This window comes from Herbaspirillum sp. RTI4 (assembly GCF_034313965.1).
GTDB lineage: Bacteria > Pseudomonadota > Gammaproteobacteria > Burkholderiales > Burkholderiaceae_D > Herbaspirillum.
Window position 1 is genome coordinate 2585374 of record NZ_JAVIWQ010000002.1, and the last position, 18416, is coordinate 2603789.

General features: G+C 57.5%; 17 protein-coding genes and 1 riboswitch. Of the genes, 12 read left to right on the forward strand and 5 right to left on the reverse strand.

The annotated features are described in order from the left end of the window. Positions 1-12: 12 nt before the first annotated feature. The gene (locus tag RGU70_RS11545) at positions 13-1236 is read right to left on the reverse strand and encodes an IscS subfamily cysteine desulfurase (RefSeq protein ID WP_322209541.1); all 1224 of its coding nucleotides are present in this window, start codon (positions 1234-1236) and stop codon (positions 13-15) included. Between the two features lie 271 nt (positions 1237-1507). Here RGU70_RS11545 and RGU70_RS11550 point away from each other — a divergent pair, with 271 nt between their 5' ends. The 10 genes from RGU70_RS11550 to RGU70_RS11595 all read left to right on the forward strand — a co-directional run bounded on the left by RGU70_RS11550 (position 1508) and on the right by RGU70_RS11595 (position 12293). After that, on the forward strand, positions 1508-2437 hold the full coding sequence (locus tag RGU70_RS11550) for a LysR family transcriptional regulator (RefSeq protein WP_322209542.1): 930 nt from the start codon (positions 1508-1510) through the stop codon (positions 2435-2437). A gap of 98 nt (positions 2438-2535) precedes the next feature. Further along, positions 2536-4014 carry an NAD(P)/FAD-dependent oxidoreductase gene (locus RGU70_RS11555; RefSeq protein ID WP_322209543.1) on the forward strand — a complete coding sequence of 493 codons (1479 nt, stop codon included), beginning with the start codon at positions 2536-2538 and terminating at the stop codon, positions 4012-4014. Then, positions 4011-4985: an ABC transporter permease gene (locus RGU70_RS11560; RefSeq protein WP_322209544.1), complete on the forward strand. Its 975-nt coding sequence runs from the start codon at positions 4011-4013 to the stop codon at positions 4983-4985. The genes RGU70_RS11555 and RGU70_RS11560 overlap by 4 nt, the downstream gene beginning before the upstream one ends. 80 nt (positions 4986-5065) lie before the next feature. Next, positions 5066-6001, forward strand: a complete 936-nt coding sequence (locus RGU70_RS11565; RefSeq protein ID WP_322209545.1) for an ABC transporter permease — start codon at positions 5066-5068, stop codon at positions 5999-6001. Next, positions 5998-7017, forward strand: a complete 1020-nt coding sequence (locus RGU70_RS11570; protein ID WP_322210788.1) for an ABC transporter ATP-binding protein — start codon at positions 5998-6000, stop codon at positions 7015-7017. The genes RGU70_RS11565 and RGU70_RS11570 overlap by 4 nt, the downstream gene beginning before the upstream one ends. Next, positions 7010-8014, forward strand: a complete 1005-nt coding sequence (locus tag RGU70_RS11575; protein ID WP_322209546.1) for an oligopeptide/dipeptide ABC transporter ATP-binding protein — start codon at positions 7010-7012, stop codon at positions 8012-8014. The genes RGU70_RS11570 and RGU70_RS11575 overlap by 8 nt, the downstream gene beginning before the upstream one ends. 101 nt (positions 8015-8115) lie before the next feature. Continuing rightward, positions 8116-9684: an ABC transporter substrate-binding protein gene (locus tag RGU70_RS11580; RefSeq protein ID WP_322209547.1), complete on the forward strand. Its 1569-nt coding sequence runs from the start codon at positions 8116-8118 to the stop codon at positions 9682-9684. A gap of 33 nt (positions 9685-9717) precedes the next feature. Further along, positions 9718-11046, forward strand: coding sequence for an acyl-CoA thioesterase/bile acid-CoA:amino acid N-acyltransferase family protein (locus RGU70_RS11585; RefSeq protein ID WP_322209548.1), 1329 nt, complete (start codon positions 9718-9720; stop codon positions 11044-11046). 116 nt (positions 11047-11162) lie between these two features. After that, positions 11163-11699, forward strand: coding sequence for a CMD domain protein (locus tag RGU70_RS11590; RefSeq protein WP_322209549.1), 537 nt, complete (start codon positions 11163-11165; stop codon positions 11697-11699). A gap of 15 nt (positions 11700-11714) precedes the next feature. Continuing rightward, positions 11715-12293, forward strand: a complete 579-nt coding sequence (locus RGU70_RS11595; RefSeq protein WP_322209550.1) for a peroxidase-related enzyme — start codon at positions 11715-11717, stop codon at positions 12291-12293. A gap of 117 nt (positions 12294-12410) precedes the next feature. Here the strand turns inward: RGU70_RS11595 and RGU70_RS11600 are convergent, their stop codons facing one another. From RGU70_RS11600 to RGU70_RS11615, 4 genes are all read right to left on the reverse strand, one after another. Beyond that, complete coding sequence (locus RGU70_RS11600; RefSeq protein WP_322209551.1) at positions 12411-13475, reverse strand: M28 family metallopeptidase; 1065 nt, start codon at positions 13473-13475, stop codon at positions 12411-12413. 740 nt (positions 13476-14215) lie between these two features. Beyond that, positions 14216-15457: a glutamate carboxypeptidase gene (locus RGU70_RS11605; protein ID WP_322209552.1), complete on the reverse strand. Its 1242-nt coding sequence runs from the start codon at positions 15455-15457 to the stop codon at positions 14216-14218. 276 nt (positions 15458-15733) lie between these two features. After that, positions 15734-16405, reverse strand: coding sequence for a phospholipase D family protein (locus tag RGU70_RS11610; protein ID WP_322209553.1), 672 nt, complete (start codon positions 16403-16405; stop codon positions 15734-15736). A 130-nt stretch (positions 16406-16535) separates the two neighbouring features. Then, entirely contained in the window at positions 16536-17102 is a 567-nt protein-coding gene (locus RGU70_RS11615) for a histidine phosphatase family protein (RefSeq protein ID WP_322209554.1), read from the reverse strand. A 91-nt stretch (positions 17103-17193) separates the two neighbouring features. Next, positions 17194-17279, forward strand: a riboswitch (adenosylcobalamin (AdoCbl) riboswitch). An 86-nt stretch (positions 17280-17365) separates the two neighbouring features. Here RGU70_RS11615 and RGU70_RS11620 point away from each other — a divergent pair. Next, a complete protein-coding gene (locus tag RGU70_RS11620; RefSeq protein WP_322209555.1) occupies positions 17366-17575 on the forward strand; it encodes a CbtB domain-containing protein in 210 nt (69 codons plus the stop codon). A gap of 13 nt (positions 17576-17588) precedes the next feature. Next, a complete protein-coding gene (locus RGU70_RS11625) occupies positions 17589-18374 on the forward strand; it encodes a CbtA family protein (RefSeq protein ID WP_322209556.1) in 786 nt (261 codons plus the stop codon). The last annotated feature ends 42 nt before the right edge of the window (positions 18375-18416 follow it).

Here is an 18416-nt window from a genome sequence, read left to right on the forward strand (position 1 = left end):
AATCCGCCGCGTTTACGCCGCTATTGGCTGGCTCTGCAGCAACTGACGCAAAGTTGCGACGGTGTAGTCGATTTCTTCCATCGTCGTGTAGCGGCCAAGGGAAATGCGAATGGCGTTGCGCGCCAGCGCGTCCGACCGGCCCAGCGCCGACAGCACATAAGAGGGCGCGGCATTGGCCGAATTGCAGGCCGAACCGGCCGATACCGCAATATCGAGCAACTGCCCGGCGACCGAGACCTCGCCCACCAGATCGAAACTCAGATTCAGATTGTTTGGAATACGTTGTTCCGCCGAGCCATTCAGCAGCACGCCGGGCAATACCCGCAAGCCTTCCCACAAACGCTCGTGCAGCAGCCGGATACGCGCGCTTTCTTCCTCTTGCAACAGCGCCGCAAGCGCGAAGGCCTCACCCATGCCGACAATCTGGTGCGTCGCCAGCGTGCCTGAGCGCATACCGTTTTCATGACCGCCGCCGTCGATTTGCGCTTCCAGCGTCAAATCCGGATTGTGACGAACGAATAGCGCGCCTATGCCTTTTGGACCATAGACCTTATGCGCGCTGAAGGACATCAGATCCACTTTCAGACGGCGCAGGTCAATGGGAATTTTCCCGGCGGCTTGCACCGCATCGACGTGAAAAACAATACCGCGCCCGGCGCAAATTTCGCCCAGTTCGGCAATCGGCTGGATGACGCCGATTTCATTGTTGACCATCATCACCGAGGCGAGGAGGGTGTCAGGTCGCAAGGCCGCAGTGAATTGCGCGGTCGTAATCAGGCCGTCGGAGCCCGGTTGCAGGTAAGTGACCTCGAAACCGTCGCGCTCCAGCGTATGCATGGTGTCCAGTACCGCCTTATGTTCGGTGCTGACCGTGACCAGATGTTTGCCCCGGCCGCGCTCCCGCAAGACATGGGCCGCGCCCTTGAGCGCCAGATTATTCGATTCGGTAGCGCCTGAAGTCCAGACAATCTCTGCCGTCTGCGCCCCGACCAGCCCGGCAACTTGTTTGCGGGCTTTCTCTACCGCCGCCCGCGCTTCCCAGCCAAACGAGTGCGAACTACTGGCCGGATTACCGAATTTCTCGGTCAGATAAGCGCACATCTTGGCCGCCACCGACGGATCGACCGGCGTAGTGGCGGAATAGTCCAGATAGATGGGGAAGTGCAGCGCCGCCTTGTTGTCGGTGTCGGCATGGTTGGTAGCGATGGAGGTGTTACAGGCAGATGAAGCATTCATGGTGACGAATCCAAAAGACATTGACAACTTACTGTACGCTCAACTTGATATTTTAAAAACGAATGTAAATTGATTTTGTTATCTGATTTTTGCAATTAAAAAATACTGATCTGCTCGCCAATGTTCGTGAAATTAGGTATTTTCACTAAGCGACGCGGCTTTTATCGGTATTTTTCATATTAACTTATGCGAAATGATTATACGTAATTGGAATAAATATACGCCTATAATTCAAAAATCGTATAAATCTTAAGTGCATGGACTCAAGTGTATGGACTCAAACCAACTGGAAGCTTTTTCGGCCGTCATGACGATAGGCAGCGTCACCGGAGCCGGGCGTAGCCTGGGCCGGTCGCAGCCGGCGATCAGCAAAGCGATCCAGGAGTTGGAAAGCGAACTGGGTTACGCCCTGTTCGACCGTAACGGCCCGCGCGTGACGCCGACCGACAGGGCCTTCCTGCTTTACGAAGAAGTCGAGCGCTCGCTGGTTGGCTTGAAAACTATCCTCGAACGCGCCCACGAGATCGGCCGTGACGAAATGCAGCCGCTACATTTAATGGCGACTCCTGCACTGGCCACCACCATCGCCCCGGCCGCACTGAAACTCCTGGAACAGCACGGCTTGCCGGAACGCATCCATCTGCGCAGTGCTTCGGCCGAACAGATAGTGCATGCGGTGCTGCATCGTACGGTCAGTCTCGGTCTGACCAGTTTGCCGGTGGCGCATCGCGGCCTCGATCTGCACTGGATAGGGCAGGCCCCTTGCGTGGTGGTGCTGCGCGCCGACAGTCCGCTGGCGCAAGCCGAGGTGGTGACGGTCGAAGCCTTGCGCGATCAGCGCATCATCACCATGTCCAATCGCTACCGGCTGCGCCAGCGCATCGACATGGCGCTCGCGCAGGACAAACCGCTGCCGGTAGCCATTGAAACCAATACCTCCCTCAACGCCATCATGGCCGCGCACGCCGGACTGGGCGTAGCGCTGGTGGAGCCGATGACGGCGCTGGGCATGCCCATAGAAGGACTGGTGGTGCGCCCGCTGGAGGTCAATATTCCCTTCTATTTTGGCGTGGTCACCCCCTACGGCAAACCGGTGGACGGCGTGACACAGGCCCTCATTGCCGCAGTCGAAACCGCCGCCAGAAACATCCTGCATGGCTTCGTCAAGCGCGGCCCTGATGAACACGATAATTTGCTATAGGCGTACATGCGCGTATCCATGCGTCTAAGTGCCTCAGCAGGCGCGCCTGACCTGGCTCTGCCAGCCACACACCCTCCACCTTGAACGAAGCGATAGCGATGCCAAACAAGTTGAATTCTCCTTCGGCCAAAGCCGGACTCGATGCACTGGAAGCCCGCCTGCGACAAGATCTGGCGTGGCTGGAATTGCCGGCCAAATCCTGGGTGCCGCCAATGACGGTGGACGGTCAGGCCGTGCTGGAAGTCGCCATCATCGGTGGCGGGCAGGCGGGCATGGCGGCAGCGGTATCGCTGATTCATCTCGGCATCAATGCCGTCATTTTCGATCAGTCGCCGGAAGGTTTCGAAGGCCCTTGGGCCACCACGGCGCGTATGGAAACCCTGCGCTCGCCGAAAAAACTCACTGGCCCGGCCTTGGGTTTTTCCACGCTGACCTTCCGCGCCTGGCACGAAGCGCAATTCGGGCTGGAGGGCTGGGAAGCGCTGGACAAAATTCCACGCCTGCAATGGATGGATTACCTGCGCTGGTATCGCCGCGTCATGTCGCTCGATATCCGCAACGCGCATCGCGTCGAAAGCATTGTGCCGCGTGCCGACGGCGTGGTCGCCTTGCATCTGTCTGCGCCGGAAGGCAAATCGATAGTGCTGGCGCGTCGGGTCGTGCTGGCGACCGGCCGCGACGGTCTGGGCGGCGCGTATCTGCCGCCATTGGTGGAGGACCTTCCGTCTGAAAAGTGGGCGCATTCCTCCGACGACATGGACTACCGCCAGCTGGCCGGCAAGCGCGTCGGCGTGATCGGCGCGGGCGCGTCCTCAATGGACAGCGCCGCTACTGCGTTGGAGGCGGGTGCTGCGCGTGTCGATTTGCTGATCCGTCGCGCCGATCTGCCGCGCATCAACAAGGGTAAGGGCGCTGGAAGCCCGGGGTTGACCAACGGCCATCTGCATTTGCCGGATGACTGGAAATGGCGCATCCGCCACTACATCAATATCCAGCAGACGCCACCGCCCAGCGGCAGCGTGCAGCGGGTATCGAAGTTCCCTAATGTGCGTTTTATTTTCGGCGCGCCTATCGATGCGATCGATCTCCATGCCGAGGGCAACGAGGAGGGCTTGCGCGTGACAACGCCGCGCGGCGTGTTCGATTTCGATTTTCTGATTTTCTCCACCGGCTTCCGCATCGACTGGACGATACGTTCCGAGTTTGCCGTCATCGCCCCGCACATCCGCAACTGGAGTGATCGCTATACGCCGCCGCCGGGCGAAGAAGATGCCGAATTATCCGATTCACCCGATCTCGGTCCGGTATTCGAATTTCAGCCTAAACAGCCCGACAGCCTGCCGGGACTGGAGCGCGTCCATTGCTTCTGCTATCCGGCGGCACTGACGCACGGCAGCGTGTCCGGCGACATCCCCTCCATCACCGATGGCGCGCAACGTCTGGCGCAAGGCTTGGCTTCCTTACTGTATGGCGAGGACATCGCCGCGCATTACCGCACGATTCAGGCCTACGAAGAGCCTGAGCTGGTCGGCGACGAGTGGCTGCCATCTGCGCCGACGGAAGCGGAGCGCCGGTGAGCGCAGCCATTCTGCGTAGCGTATTGCAGGCGCTGGCGGTGCTGCTGCTGATGACGGTGATCGTCTTTTTCGGGCTGCACATGATAGGTAATCCTATCGATACCCTGATAGGGCAAGACGTCGATCAGATCGACCGCGTGCGCATCATCCATGAAATGGGCTTCGATCAGCCGATCTGGCGGCAGTACCTCAGTTTTCTCAACGGCGCGCTGCACGGCAATCTGGGCAACAGCTTTGTGTATAACGAGCCGGCCATCAAACTGATTTTTCAGCGCCTGCCGGCCACGCTGGAACTGGCCTTCGCCGCGCTGTTGCTGGCCGTGGTGGTCGGTATCCCGCTCGGTTTGCTGGCGGGATTATTTCCGGATCATCCGTTTTCGCGCATGGTGATGACAGTCAGCATTCTCGGTTTTTCTCTGCCGACCTTCTGGATAGGGCTGATGCTGATCATGGCCTTTAGCGTCTCGCTGGGCTGGTTGCCCTCAGGCGGGCGCGGCGAAACCGCCAGTTTGTTCGGCGCGCAGTGGTCGTTTCTGACGGCCGACGGTTTGCGCCATCTGATTCTGCCGGCGCTGAATTTATCGCTCTTCAAAATCTCATTGGTCATCCGGCTGACACGCGCCAATGTGAGCGAAGTGCTGCCCATGGATTTCGTCAAATTTGCCCGCGCCAAAGGGCTCACGCCCTTGCGCGTGGTGCTGATGTACGTCTTGCGCAATACCCTGATTCCGCTGGTGACCATCCTGGGACTGGAATTCGGTTCGACGATTGCCTTTGCGGTCGTCACCGAAAGCATTTTCGCCTGGCCCGGCGCGGGCAAACTGATCCTCGATAGCATCAACTCGCTGGATCGCCCCGTGATCGTCGCCTATATGATGGTGATTGTCTGCCTGTTCGTCACGATCAATCTGGTCGTCGATGTACTCTACAAACTACTGGACCCGCGTGTGCGGGTGGAGATCAAGGCATGACCCGGCCCACTCAGGAGATACCTCCGCCAGGCACTTCGGTGCATCAACCCATGATGCAGCAGCCTGTGACACGGAAACCCATGACCCAGCAGGAAGTCCGCGCCCGAATCGCCGAATTATCGGCCTACGAAGCGCCGCGCCGCGAATCGCCGTGGCGGCGCGTGGCCCGCAGTTTTCTGGCCTCCAGAAGCGCCCTGTTCGGACTCGCCATCGCGGTGCTGCTAATGGCGGCGGCCGTCGCCGCGCCCTGGCTGACGCCGCAAAATCCGTATGACCTGATGCAGCTGGATGTGCTCGATGCGCGCTTGCCGCCGGGCACCGTCAATGGCCTCGGCAGCTACACCTACTGGCTGGGATCGGACGGGCAGGGGCGCGATTTGTATTCGGCCATCCTGTATGGCTTGCGCATCAGCGTCGGCATCGGCGTCGGTTCGGCCTTGCTGGCCGGCGTGATCGGTACGCTGGTCGGTTTGCTGGCGGCTTATGTCGGCGGCAAGGTCGAAGCGCTGCTGATGCGCATGGCCGATCTGGTGCTGTCCTTCCCCTCCATTCTGGTATCGATGCTGATTCTGGCGTATCTGGGCAAGGGTATTTTCAATGTGATGGCAACATTGGTTGTGCTGGAATGGGCCTATTACGCCCGCACCGCGCGCGCTCAGGCGCTGGTCGAGCGGCAGAAAGAATATGTCGAAGCTGCCCGCGGACTGGGCGTGTCCGGCTGGAGCATCATGGTGCGTCACATTTTGCCGAATTGCCTGCCACCGCTGATCGTGATTGGCACGCTGCAAATCGCCCGCGCCATCACGCTGGAAGCCACGCTGAGTTTTCTCGGCCTGGGCGTGCCGATTACCGAGCCGTCGCTGGGACTGCTGATTGCCAACGGCTATCAATACATGCTCTCGGGTGAGTACTGGATCAGCTTCTATCCCGGCATTGCGTTGCTGGTCGTGATCGTGGCGATCAATCTGGTGGGCGACCGCCTGCGCGATGTAATGAATCCGAGGTGGCAAAAATGACTGTGCCGACACTGGAAGTGCGCAATCTGCGCACGCATTTCTTTACACCTGATGGCGTGTTGCCCGCGGTCGATGACGTCTCGTTGCGGCTGGAACGCGGCCGCATTTTGGGGCTGGTCGGGGAATCGGGCTCAGGCAAGACCGTGACCGGATTTTCCATTCTGGGTCTGCTGGATGCGCCGGGTCGCATTGTGGGCGGACAAATCCTGTTCCAGGGACGCGATCTGGTCAGCTTAAACAAACCGGCCTTGCGTCATTTGCAAGGCAATCGCATCGCCATGATTTTTCAGGACCCGATGATGGCGCTCAATCCCGTGCTGCGGGTTGAAGCGCAAATGATCGACGCCGTACTCGCGCACAGCCAGGTCAGCCGCCAGCAGGCGCGCGAACTGGCACGCGATACGCTGGGCATGATGGGTATTGCCAGTCCGCAAGAGCGGCTGCGGGCTTATCCGCATCAGCTTTCCGGCGGCATGCGGCAGCGGGTGGCGATTGCAATTGCCATGCTGCACAAACCGGATCTGATTATTGCCGACGAGCCAACCACGGCGCTGGATGTGACGATACAGGCGCAAATCCTGTCGGAAGTGCAGAAGCTGGCGCGCCAGCATGGCACGGCGCTGATCTGGATCAGTCACGATCTGTCGGTGGTGGCGGGGCTGGCAGATGATATTGCGGTGATGTATTCGGGCCGTATCGTCGAGCAGGGCAGCGTTGCCGAAGTGCTCGACCATCCCCTGCATCCTTACACGCAGGGCCTGATCGATAGTTTGCCGGGCAATAACCGGCGCGGCGAACGGCTGCGTCAGATTCCCGGCATTACGCCCAACCTGCTGCATCTGCCGCCGACTTGCGCCTTCGCGGCGCGTTGCGAGCGGGTCAGCGAGCGTTGCCTTGAAAGACCAGAAACCAGCGAACCGGTGCCGGGTCATCTGGTGCGCTGTTTTCATCCTGCCGTTCCGACTGGGACGGTCATTCCCATTGCCACACCTATTGCGGAGCCTCGTCATGGATAAATGCGTTCCGCTGGTGGAAGTCCGTCAGGTCGGCAAATTGTTTGGCGAGCGCAAGGCGCGTCCCTTCGAGCGTCAGTTGGTTGCACACGGCTGGATGCGTCCGGCCGCGGTGACACAGGCGCTTGAAGCGGTGGATTTGCATGTCATGCCGGGTGAGGTAGTGGGACTGGTCGGAGAATCGGGCTGCGGCAAATCGACACTGGGGCGCATCGTCAGCGGCTTGCTGCCGCCATCGTCGGGACAGGTTCTGGTCGATGGCGTCGATCGTAACAGCCTGAGCGCGCGGCAGGAACATGCGATGCGGCGCAAGGTGCAGATGATTTTTCAGAATCCCTACGCCAGTCTGAATCCGCGTTTGCGGGTCAATGAGATTGTCGGCGAGGCGGCGCTGATTCACGGCATGGTCGATAAGGCCGGCCTGGATGATTACGTCTGCGCGCAATTGCTGCGCGCCGGACTGGACCCGGAATTGCGCGATCGCTATCCGCATCAGTTCAGCGGCGGACAGCGGCAGCGTATCGGCATCGCCCGCGCGCTCGCCGTGCAGCCGCAGATGCTGGTGTGCGATGAGGCGGTGGCGGCGCTTGATGTGTCGATTCAGGCACAGATTCTGAATCTGTTTTCCGACCTGCGCGAGCAACTGGGCTTGACCTATCTGTTCATCAGCCATGATCTCGGCGTGGTCGAGCATGTCTCAGACCGCGTGGTCATCATGTATCTGGGACGGATCGTCGAAAGCGCCGCTGTCGACGACCTGTTTGCCCGCCCCAATCATCCCTATACGCAAGCCTTGCTGGCGGAAATACCACGTCTGAGTGCGCGCAATAAATCGTTTACGGCGATCAAGGGCGAGATTCCCAGTCCCTTGCAGCCGCCGACGGGTTGTCATTTCCATCCGCGTTGCCCGCATGCGATGCCGCGCTGTCGAGAGGAAATTCCCCTATTAAAAGAAGTAGCGCCGGGCCATCTGAGCGCCTGCCATTTGAATGCGCCATAAGCTATTGCTGCAAGCCGTATTGATTGACCACCTTGTCCTTACCCACCTTGTCCCTATCCACCCCTATCCACCCTTATCCACCACCATCAAGGATGACGAACATGAAGAAAACTCTCCTCTCCAGCCTGCTGGCTACCGCGTTGCTGGTAGCAACTTCTGCCGGAGCGCAAACGCTCACTATCGGCTTTGCCGATCCTTTGTCGTCGCTTGATCCGCAACTCAATAACCATGCCGGCGACCGTTCCGTCGATCTGCATTTCTGGGATTTGCTGGTGGAAAATAATTACAACAAATTGCAGCCGGGTCTGGCGGCAAGCTGGAAAAATATCGATGCCAAGACCTGGGAATTCAAGCTGCGCCCCAACGTCAAGTGGCAGGACGGCAAGCCATTCACCGCCGACGACGTCATCTTTTCCTATCAGCGCGCACGCAATGTGCCGGGCAGTCTGGCGACTTTCGCCGGTTATCTGCGCACGGTCGAGTCGGTCACGGCCAAAGACCCGCTGACACTGATCATCAAGACCAATATCGCTAATCCCGACCTGCCGCTGAATCTGGCGTCGGTGCATATCGTCAGCAAGCATGTGGGCGAAAAATCAGCGACTGAAAATTACAACAGCGGCGTCGCCGTCGTCGGCACGGGTCCTTATAAATTCGTTTCCTACACGCCGGGCGACCGCGTGGTGATGGAGCGTAACAATGATTACTGGGGCGGCAAGCAGATCTGGGAAAAGATCAATTACCGCTATATCAATAACGCTGCAGCCCGTACCGCTGCCTTGCTGTCGGGCGATGTTGATGTGATCGACAAGGTGTCGGTATCCGATCTGGCGCGACTGAAAAAATCGCCGAACGTCAAGGTGTTCCCGTACAACGGCTTGCGCGTGCTGTTGCTGCAACCGACTTTCCATGAAGGTCCTAGCCCGTTTATTACCGACAACAATGGCAAGCAGCTCGACAAAAACCCCTTGCTGGACGTGCGTGTGCGCAAGGCCTTGTCGCTGGCAATCAACCGCAAGGCGCTGGTCGATCGCATCATGCAGGGCGCGGCGACCGAAGCCAATCAGTGGATGCCCGCCGATACTTTCGGCTATAACCCGGACATTAAAAACATCCCCAACGATGTGGCCCAGGCCAAGAAGCTGCTGACTGAAGCCGGCTTCCCGCAGGGCTTCAAATTGACGATCCATGTGCCGAACGACCGTTATCCGCAAGCACCGGAAACCATGCAGGCTGTGGCGCAATTCTGGACCCGCATCGGTGTCAAGACCCAGGTGGAAGTGCTGCCTTGGGCCTCCTATTCGGCGCGCGCCAACAAGAATGAGTTTGCTGTCAGCGTGGTGGCGTGGGGCAACGGCACCGGCGAAGCCAGTTATGCGCTGGTCAACGTCCTGACAACGGTGGATGCCAAGAAGGGCTTGGGCGCGTCCAACTGGAATCACTACAGCAACCCCGCCGTGGATAAGGCGCTGACCGATTCCACCGCTGAATTTGATGCAGCCAAGCGCGAGGCGATTCTGCGCGATGCGGCCAAAGTCGTTTCCGACGATGTCGGCGTGATTCCGCTGTATCACTATCAAAATATCTGGGCGGCGAAAAAAGGTCTGAAGGTAACCCCGGCCAGCAGCGACCGCACCACCGCGATGATGGTGACGCAGGACAAGAAATAATCGCCATGCCCGCCTTGAAAAAAGGGAGTCGCCATGTCCGTGCTTGAGGTCAGCGTCACGCCGGTCGATGCGCTGATCGACGTGCCGCGCCGCATTCTTGTTACCGGTGCTGTGCCGGGTGAACGGGTAGAGCTTGCCAGCGAGACCCTGCGTGGCGGCCATGTGTGGCGGAGCAGGGCGTGTTTTGTGGCCGATGCCGCCGGTTGCGTCGATCTGTCACAGGCAGCGGCGGTCGATGGCGACTACACCGGTGTTTCTGCGATGGGCTTGATCTGGTCGCAACGACCGCTGCGGGAAGGTTCGCGTGACTTGTTTCATGCGGATGTGGCGGAGCCGCTGCTGACGTCCTTATCCGCTAATGCCGTTACCAATACCGTTGTCGATACCGTTGTCGTAACTGGCAGCGGCAAGGCGCAAACCCGCATGGTGCAGCGTCTGTGCGCCGGGGGTGTCACGCGCAGAGAAGTGCGCGAGCAGGGGCTGGTCGGCACATTATTTTTGCCGCAGGGCAGGGGGCCGTTTCCGGCGGTGATGGTGCTCAATGGTTCCGGCGGCGGCATCAACGAGCCGCGTGCGGCGCTGTATGCGTCGCATGGCTACGCGGCTTTTGCGCTGGGGTATTTCAAGGCGCCGGGCTTGTCGGATTACATTTCCAACACGCCGCTTGAATATTTCCGTACCGGGCTGGATTGGCTGCGGGAGAAGGTCAAACCGCTGGGCGGGTTTGTTGCGCTGAGCGGACAGTCGCGCGGCGGCGAACTGGTCCTGCTGCTGGGAGCGACCTTTCCTGAGCGGGTGTCGGCGGTGCTGGCCTATGTGCCGAGCGCGCTGGTGCATAGCGGACAAAATGCAGCAGACCCGGCAATTGGTCGCAACGGGCCGACCTGGCTGCTCAATGGCCAGCCGCTGACGCATCAGTGGGAAAACAATCGTTACGCCAGCTGGGCGCCCTTCGATGAGGGTGCGCCGCCGCATCGCCATACGCTGGCCATGCTTACTGCGCTCAGTGACGTGGAAGCGGTAGCGCGGGCGCGTATTCCGGTTGAAAAAATTCAGGCACCGGTGTTGCTGTTGTCGGCCACGGACGATGGCTCGTGGCCCTCCAGCGTGTATTCAAAAATGGTCAGAGACCGGCTGGAGGAGGGCGCGCATCCGTATCCGGTCGAGTGGCATGACTATCAGGATGCGGGGCATTCGATTTTATTTCCCTTTGTGCCAACGACCCAGACTACCTACGTCCATCCGGTATCGAAACGCATCAGCACCAGTGGCGGTGAGCCGGCAGCCAATGCGGGCGCAGATCACGACTCCTGGCAACATGCGCTGGATTTTCTGAGGCATGCAGTAGAAGCACTGCAGTAGAAGTGCCGCCGTTGAAGCACTCAGTTAAAGCACTCAGTTAAAGAACGGCAGTAAAAGCACGGCAGTAGAAGTGCAGCAGTTAAAGAAGACCTCTCAAGAAAAAATAAGGAAACCCTATGACGACGCAAGTGGATTACCGCATCGGCAACGATGTCATCGACCAGCTGACCGGCCTGCAAGCCGACAGCAGTCTTCATGCTTTGCGCCATCTGCGCGAAAAAGTCGTGGTGGCGACGCAGGGCAGTTACGACACCCTATTCGATCCGGCGCTGGAAGACATCGCGCTGGATGAGCGTTTGCTGGTGGCCTTGTACGCCTGCCGTCTGAGCGGTGCGCATGTTCTTGCGGCGCATTACCGCAGTCGCCTGGAAGCAATTCCGGCTGGTGCAGAACAAGCTGACCCAGCACAACTGGCGGTCGCAGCAACGGGCGAGCCGGAACAACTGCCGCAGGGTCGTCTGCGTGCCATGCTGCTATTTACCCGCGCGCTGACGCAGCGTCCGGTCGAGGGCGATAAAGCGGCATTGCTGACCTTGCCCGCTGCCGGCATCAGCACCCCGGCCGTGGTGGCACTGTCACAACTGATCGCCTTCATTTCGTATCAGGTCCGGGTTCTTGCCGGTCTGCATGCGATGCAATTGGCAAATAATTAGTCTGGAGAAAATAAGATGAGCAATATCATTAAGTCGCATGGTTTTACCAATGAGGTATTGGACTGGCAAGCCTGGCTGGATGTGATTGATCTGGATAAGGCCAGCCCGGATCAGATCAAGGTGCTGGAGGAAAGTCATCCCAAGGCCAAGGTGTCGGACTATTACCTGTTTCTGGGGCATCAGCCGGACATTCTGCGTCAGCGTTCGGCGGCGTTCAACGCCATCATGTATGCGACGGGCGGCATGCCGCGTGCCGAGCGTGAACTGGGTGCATTGGTGGTTTCGCGGATTAACGGCTGCGTGTATTGCGCGTCGGTGCATGCCCAGCGCTTCGAGCAGCTGGCCAAGCGTAACGATACGGTGCAGCAGGTGTTTGATGATCCCTACACCGCTGGCACCGATGCCAGGGAACAGGCTATCGCCAGGTTTTCAGCCGAGCTGACCGATGCGCCTAGCGAGGTCGGCGCGGCCAGTATTGTGGCCTTGAAAGAGGTGGGGCTCAATGAGCAGGAAATCCTCGACCTGATTCATTCGGTGGCAATTTTTGCCTGGGCCAATCGCTTGATGTTGAATCTGGGGGAGCCGGTTTTTTGACGCCCTGGATTTCCAGAACTACGGTCGCGATTGGCATCCGGATTGCTCTTTGATTTCAGTCCCTGTTTGCAGTCCCTATCAATAAAAAAATCGATGCAGGAGTCGATGCAGAAATCCTTACCGTTCCACAAGCTTCCTGGGGGTTTGGTCTACTTTCCATAAAAAATCAAAAATAGTGCGGGTGAAGATGGCGGCTGGCCCGATATGCACGCTCTCCCAGGTATCGGTAGTTTGGTGATAGGTGGGAATTCCCTGTGCCTGACCAAATACCCGATTTTTAATCCCTAGCTTGCCAAAGGGGCCGGTGTCGTAGGAAAAAGTGGTTTTATTGTCGGGCGGATATTCATGTGAATACCCGTCATCGGCATCATTGCTTTCGCTGTCAAAATCGTCAAACCACGTTTTGGCGTAGTGGTTTAATTGGGTTTGCGTAAAGGTGCTCCACTTGTCATAACCGAGGCCGATCATATCGATGGAGATCATCAGCACGATGTTCTTATTCGGGAAACCCGGCAGAGGATGGTCGGCGTGGTACATGGATCCCATTTCACGCTGTTCTTCTGCGCCATACGCCACAAACATCAGGGTTCGCTTATTGGGTTTTTTGGCCACCTTCTGCCGTTCAAATGCGCGCGCCAGTTCCATGACTGCGGCAAGTCCTGACAAGTCGTCGTTGGCCCCCGGATAGGGAATTCCGTTTGGCGTACTGCCAAGATGGTCACGATGGGCACTGATGACGATGACTTCTTTCGACAAGATACGGTCGTTGCCAGGGATGATGCCAATGACGTTGCTGGTCGCCATGCGTTCACCATGGAGAGGATTCTCGGGGTTGTCGTCACTTTTGCCATCCGGCTCCAGGATGGTCGTGCTGAAACGCTGCAAATAACCCTCAGCCTGGGCGGGCAGCAAGCCTATGTTTTTAAATTCGTTGACGATGAACGCCAGCGACAGGCTATCGCCCGGTGTGCCCGGCAAGCGGCCTGCATATTTGGGACTAGCCAGCTCTTTCACAAAATTGCTCATTCTTTGGCTATTGATGTTCGCCTTTGGGGCGGCGTCGCGTGATGCAGATAGAAAACCGGTTTTTGTGATGTTCGCGGGACTTGCGTTAATTACATTAATTGCGCCGCAGGCGTCCAGACTCAAAGCAAAATTAGTGACCAAGGCAGCGGCCAGCACAGTTAATGCGCCGTGCGGTAAAGAATATTTCATGGGAATTCCTCGGGTATAACCTGCGTTTCATTTCGCGACAGGCGAGCTTGCTGGTGGACCGTCTACAGATCAGTCCTGTGCAAAACACGGTGTGAATGTAATGCGCCGTGGGAATATGCCGTGCGCTACCGGCCTGAATTTGCAGATATCGATTCAATATGGTGACCCACCGTGCCGAACCAAATTTGATCCCGGGTGGGGCGCTGCGTTTCTGAGTAGCAGCTACATTCGAGTTTACCAGACGAAGAGCGAAGAGATTCGTGGATTGTGTTGGTCTTCAGTCGGCTACGGTGATAAGCCGGTGGAAAGACCACGATTACGCCCCTGGAACTTACTCAACAGACGGTTATGAACGCTGGCGCATGCGCATTGGCCACGGCCATGATCGAGATCCCGATTTAAAGTGCAATACGACATTTCTATTTTGGGGAAAGCAGACATTATCATTTGGGGCCAACAATAAAACTACCTATAATTTGTATTATGTAAAGTCACTCTTTAAATAAAAGTAATTTTCCACGATAAACGTCCATTTGTGCAAATGGAACTTGCGGTCTCTACAATAATTTGTTCCTGCACTCTTTTGCGCATTACTAAAGTAACCCCGCCTGAAAATGGTTATCAGCGCAAAGTAGGAACCGAGCGGGAAAGATGTTCAACAACAAACTCAATTGGCGTAGCGCAGTTCAGTGCGCTACGCCCATCCGTTATTTCGCTTTGCCCATCGATTCCAGCATACGCACCGTCAGGTACAGTCGCGGCACAAGGCTGTCGAGATCGGCCCACTCATCCGACGAATGGATACGATCGCCGACGATACCCATGCCGTCGAGCACAACCGGTTTTCCTGTCTTCGGGTTGTAGGCAAAGCCGGCGTCGGTACCGTAGCGCATGGACACCGGCGTGATCGACTTGCCCAGTTCTTTGTAGATGCTATCAGCGGTGACGGCCAGCTGATCGCTGCCGGCGTTCTTACTGAACGGCGGACGGCGGTTTTCCACTTTGACGCTGACTTCAGTTTCGGGGATCAATTTCTTTAAGACGATTTTGTCGGCATCGACCTGAACGCGCTGCAACTCGCTCACGTCGGACATCCGCATGTCGGCCGTAGCGCTGGCTTTTTCAGGAATGATATTGACGCGGTCGCCGGCTTGGATCACGGTCCAATTGACCGTCGTGCCTTTGGCCGTATTGCCCAAGTCCTTGAGCTGGATGATCTGATTGGATAATTCAACCGCCGCATTGCGGCCTGCCTCCGGTGCCGAGCCAGCGTGGGATGCCCTGCCCTTGACGTCCAGATGCACGTAAGCGATGCCGTTGGTAGCGACGGTCACCACATCGGCTTCAGGCGGTTCAAACACCAGCACGTAGTCTTGCTCGGACGACAGTTTGGTAATCATGTCGCGAGAACCGAGCGAGCTTTTTTCTTCATCCGGGTTAAACAACACAGTCAAGGTTTTGTAATTACGGAAGCCGCGTTCACGCGCGATATCCAGCGCATACACAATCAGCAAGGCGCCACCCTTGGCATCGGCCACGCCCGGACCGAAAGCCTTATTGCCGACGATTTTGAAGGGCCGCTTGGACGCTTCGCCAATGCCAAACACGGTGTCGTAGTGGATCATCAGCATGATGTTCTTGGTGCCTGTGCCTTGCAGCTTGCCGATGACCATCTTGCCGGCAGCCGGTGGCGCGGCGACGATCTGAACACTGGCACCCACGGCCTTCAGGCGTTCGGCCAGAATCGATTCAACTTGCATCAGTCCCTTGGCATCGTCGGTGCCGGAGTCGATATTGACCAGGGTGCTCAGGTCTTTGACGAAAGCATCCTTGCGTGTTTGCGCCGCCTCTAGCAAGGTGCGATCAGCCGGGATGGTCTGGGCAAAGGAAACAGTGGACGTGGTGCAGCCCAGCGCGACAAACAGCAATAGCAGGTGATTCTTCATCATCGGTCTCTTAAAATTATAGGTTTAAAGGGAAATAATTCGGGGAGTAATTCGGAGGGTAATTCGATGTGACGGCACCATACCACCATAAAAGTAGATTCAAACGGAAAATGCATCACTGATCCGCATGTTGTTGCGGACGACGCCCTTGCTTTTCGTTGGTTGATGGCTTGTCAGATGAATGATTCAGTGAGCAAACGGCGTATTTTTCCTCGTTTTGCTCCAAACTGGTGAAGCATGTGCAGTGCGTGATCTCACTATTATTTCGCACACTGGCGCTCACTGAGGATACTGCGTCCCCGAGGGAAAACTGCGGGCGCGCCGGGCTGGATGCACGTATTGCCGCGCAACAGCATCCTCGCCCTGCATCCAGCGTGATTGCCAATGCAGCAGAAAGGCGGCGGCTAGTGACGGGTTATTCCAGTTGACGATGACGTTTTCGCTATTCGAGTGAGCGGCTGCCGTACTGTAATTAAAACTGCCATTCTGCACATGACGCTCATCGGAAATAATGTATTTATCGTGGTGAATCGCGTAGGTGGAAATGGTACGGATGGGGATCTCCGCCTCCACCATCATATTGATCGCCGCGATATTGGACGGGCCTCTGTTGCCCCTGTCGTCGACGACGAGGCGCACATCCACGCCGCGCTTTTTTGCGTCGAGTAAAGCTTTGACGACGGGCTGGGAGGTAAACGAATAAGCCGCCAGCCGAATGCTGCGCTCCGATGAGGCAATCACCCGCAGCACCAGAGCCTCGCTCCCCGCCTCGGGTGAAAACGCACTCTCCGTGCGCGCCGTTTCAGTGTCATTGTCTTGATATGAGTGATGCGGAACGCTGACGGAAAGCGGATCGAACAGGAGTGCTTCATTGCCCTTGGCCAATGCGCCGGATGCGGCAAAGACCATCGTGAGGGTGGCAAACAGGGATTTTATGGATAAGATTTTCATGGGACCGGATTATAAAGCCCGCGCCCCCTTCCCGATTGCATGTTGCGATGAACTGCGAGTCTGAAGAATGTTCAACCCAAGCAAACTCAAGCCACCCTCTCCTTGCCTGCATCGAATTCTGCATCCTTGCTCATTCAGACCTCCCCGGCCACCACGCCCAGCCTCGCGCAGAACGCCGCAATTCGATTAAAGACAGTGGTGCAATTTCAATTTTTAAAAATGCAGCCGGTGGCACTTGCAAGGCATGAATGATTGCCGCGCGGATCACTGCGGCGTGAGTAACGGCAACGACTTCATCCCCAGACTCCAGCCCATCCATCCACGTTCCTACGCGTTTCACTACGGCACTGAACGATTCACCACCATGCGGTGCCACATGCGGATTTTGACTCCATTCGGCCAGCGCATCCGGCTCATCGACGGCGATATCCGCCAAGCGTCTACCCAGCCAGCGCCCATAATCCATGTCCGCCAGTTGCGGCTCAATACGCGCCGTCAAAACCAGTAGCCGGGCAGTTTCTTGCGCGCAACTTGCCGGGCTGCTCAGCATCAAGGGCGCGCCCAATACCGGCATACGCGCACTCCACGCGGCGGCATCTTCGATACCTCTCTCGTCAAGCCGGTCATTCGCGGGAAATTTTCCGCTCCGCATCGCGGGCGTCGCCGCATGACTAATCAATAACAGCCGTGTTTGCATGTTGTCCTTTCAATGGATGAAGCAGTCAGCGCCGGTTGACGATAGGGTTCCTGAAACAGCATAAAAACGGCATGCGTATAATGGCCCGGTCCGAAGTGTGGAAGCCGGTGCAAATCCGGCGCGGTCGCGCCACTGTAATCGATTCGTTCTCGAACCGAAAGTCAGACCTGCACTTCGCCCTTCCCAGCGTGTCGCTCAACATTGATTGCACGCGCTGACTTTCCAACCATCATTGGGGCGCGCAACCCCGGGAGATCTGCATCGTGACTGCAACTGTTTTCAATCCGGCCGCCGAGCCGGTCGCTATTCCTGCAAGCGAATTACTTCCCTGGGTTATTTTCGGCAGCTTGTTGCTGCTCCTCGCACTGTATTTCGTCGGCGCCGAACAAGGCGCGACCTCGCTCATCTCCGGCATGTATGTGCATGAATTCATGCACGACGGCCGCCATCTCCTCGGCTTTCCTTGCCACTGACCGGGAGATCGACATGACAGGAAAACTTCTGCTGCGCGGGATGCTCGCGGGCATCGTGGCGGGCCTGCTCGCTTTCGGTTTTGCCAAAACCTTCGGCGAGCCGCAGGTCGATCAGGCAATTTCTTTCGAGGAAAAAATCAACGCAGACAAAGCCGCCGCACATGAGCATGCCCATGCGGTCGGTGAGGTGCATGAGCATGAGCATGAACACGGACTGGTAAGCCGCTCGACGCAAGCCGGTATCGGTTTGCTGACGGGCGTCGTCGTTTATGGAGCGGCTGTCGGTGGCTTGTTTGCGCTGGTGTTTGCCTATGCCTACGGCCGTATCGGAAAACTTGGGGCGCGGCCACTGGCGGCATGGCTGGCTCTGGCCGCCTTCGTAGCGCTTACCCTGGTGCCTTATTTGAAGTATCCGGCCAATCCCCCCTCGATTGGCGACCCGGATACGATCAGGTATCGCACCGGCCTGTACTTTCTGATGATCGCCATTTCGATTGCCGTCACGGCCTTTGCCTTCACAGTGCGACGCTATGCGGCCGCAAGAACTGGTGCATGGAACGGAACGATTATTGCCGGCGGCGTATTCATTGCCGTCATCGCCGCCGTGCAACTCTCGCTGCCGGAACTGAATGAAGTACCAGAGGCATTTCCTGCGGTGCTGCTATGGAAATTCCGTATCGCCGCCATCGGCATGCAAGTAATCCTGTGGACCGCTATCGGCGTGCTTTTTGGCTGGCTCGCTGAACGGCTTGAACGTACGCAAACCATCAAACGTCTGATTGGCAAACCAGCTTATTGAGCGGCTGAGCGACGATAAGAGAAAAAACGGCAAAGAGTCACG

Coding starts and splice junctions, on each gene's coding strand:
- RGU70_RS11545 (WP_322209541.1), bottom strand. CDS start 1,236: ATGAATGCTTCATCTGCCTGTAACACCTCCATCGCTACCAACCATGCC.
- RGU70_RS11550 (WP_322209542.1), top strand. CDS start 1,508: ATGGACTCAAACCAACTGGAAGCTTTTTCGGCCGTCATGACGATAGGC.
- RGU70_RS11555 (WP_322209543.1), top strand. CDS start 2,536: ATGCCAAACAAGTTGAATTCTCCTTCGGCCAAAGCCGGACTCGATGCA.
- RGU70_RS11565 (WP_322209545.1), top strand. CDS start 5,066: ATGACCCAGCAGGAAGTCCGCGCCCGAATCGCCGAATTATCGGCCTAC.
- RGU70_RS11570 (WP_322210788.1), top strand. CDS start 5,998: ATGACTGTGCCGACACTGGAAGTGCGCAATCTGCGCACGCATTTCTTT.
- RGU70_RS11575 (WP_322209546.1), top strand. CDS start 7,010: ATGGATAAATGCGTTCCGCTGGTGGAAGTCCGTCAGGTCGGCAAATTG.
- RGU70_RS11580 (WP_322209547.1), top strand. CDS start 8,116: ATGAAGAAAACTCTCCTCTCCAGCCTGCTGGCTACCGCGTTGCTGGTA.
- RGU70_RS11585 (WP_322209548.1), top strand. CDS start 9,718: ATGTCCGTGCTTGAGGTCAGCGTCACGCCGGTCGATGCGCTGATCGAC.
- RGU70_RS11590 (WP_322209549.1), top strand. CDS start 11,163: ATGACGACGCAAGTGGATTACCGCATCGGCAACGATGTCATCGACCAG.
- RGU70_RS11595 (WP_322209550.1), top strand. CDS start 11,715: ATGAGCAATATCATTAAGTCGCATGGTTTTACCAATGAGGTATTGGAC.
- RGU70_RS11605 (WP_322209552.1), bottom strand. CDS start 15,457: ATGATGAAGAATCACCTGCTATTGCTGTTTGTCGCGCTGGGCTGCACC.
- RGU70_RS11610 (WP_322209553.1), bottom strand. CDS start 16,405: ATGAAAATCTTATCCATAAAATCCCTGTTTGCCACCCTCACGATGGTC.
- RGU70_RS11615 (WP_322209554.1), bottom strand. CDS start 17,102: ATGCAAACACGGCTGTTATTGATTAGTCATGCGGCGACGCCCGCGATG.
- RGU70_RS11625 (WP_322209556.1), top strand. CDS start 17,589: ATGACAGGAAAACTTCTGCTGCGCGGGATGCTCGCGGGCATCGTGGCG.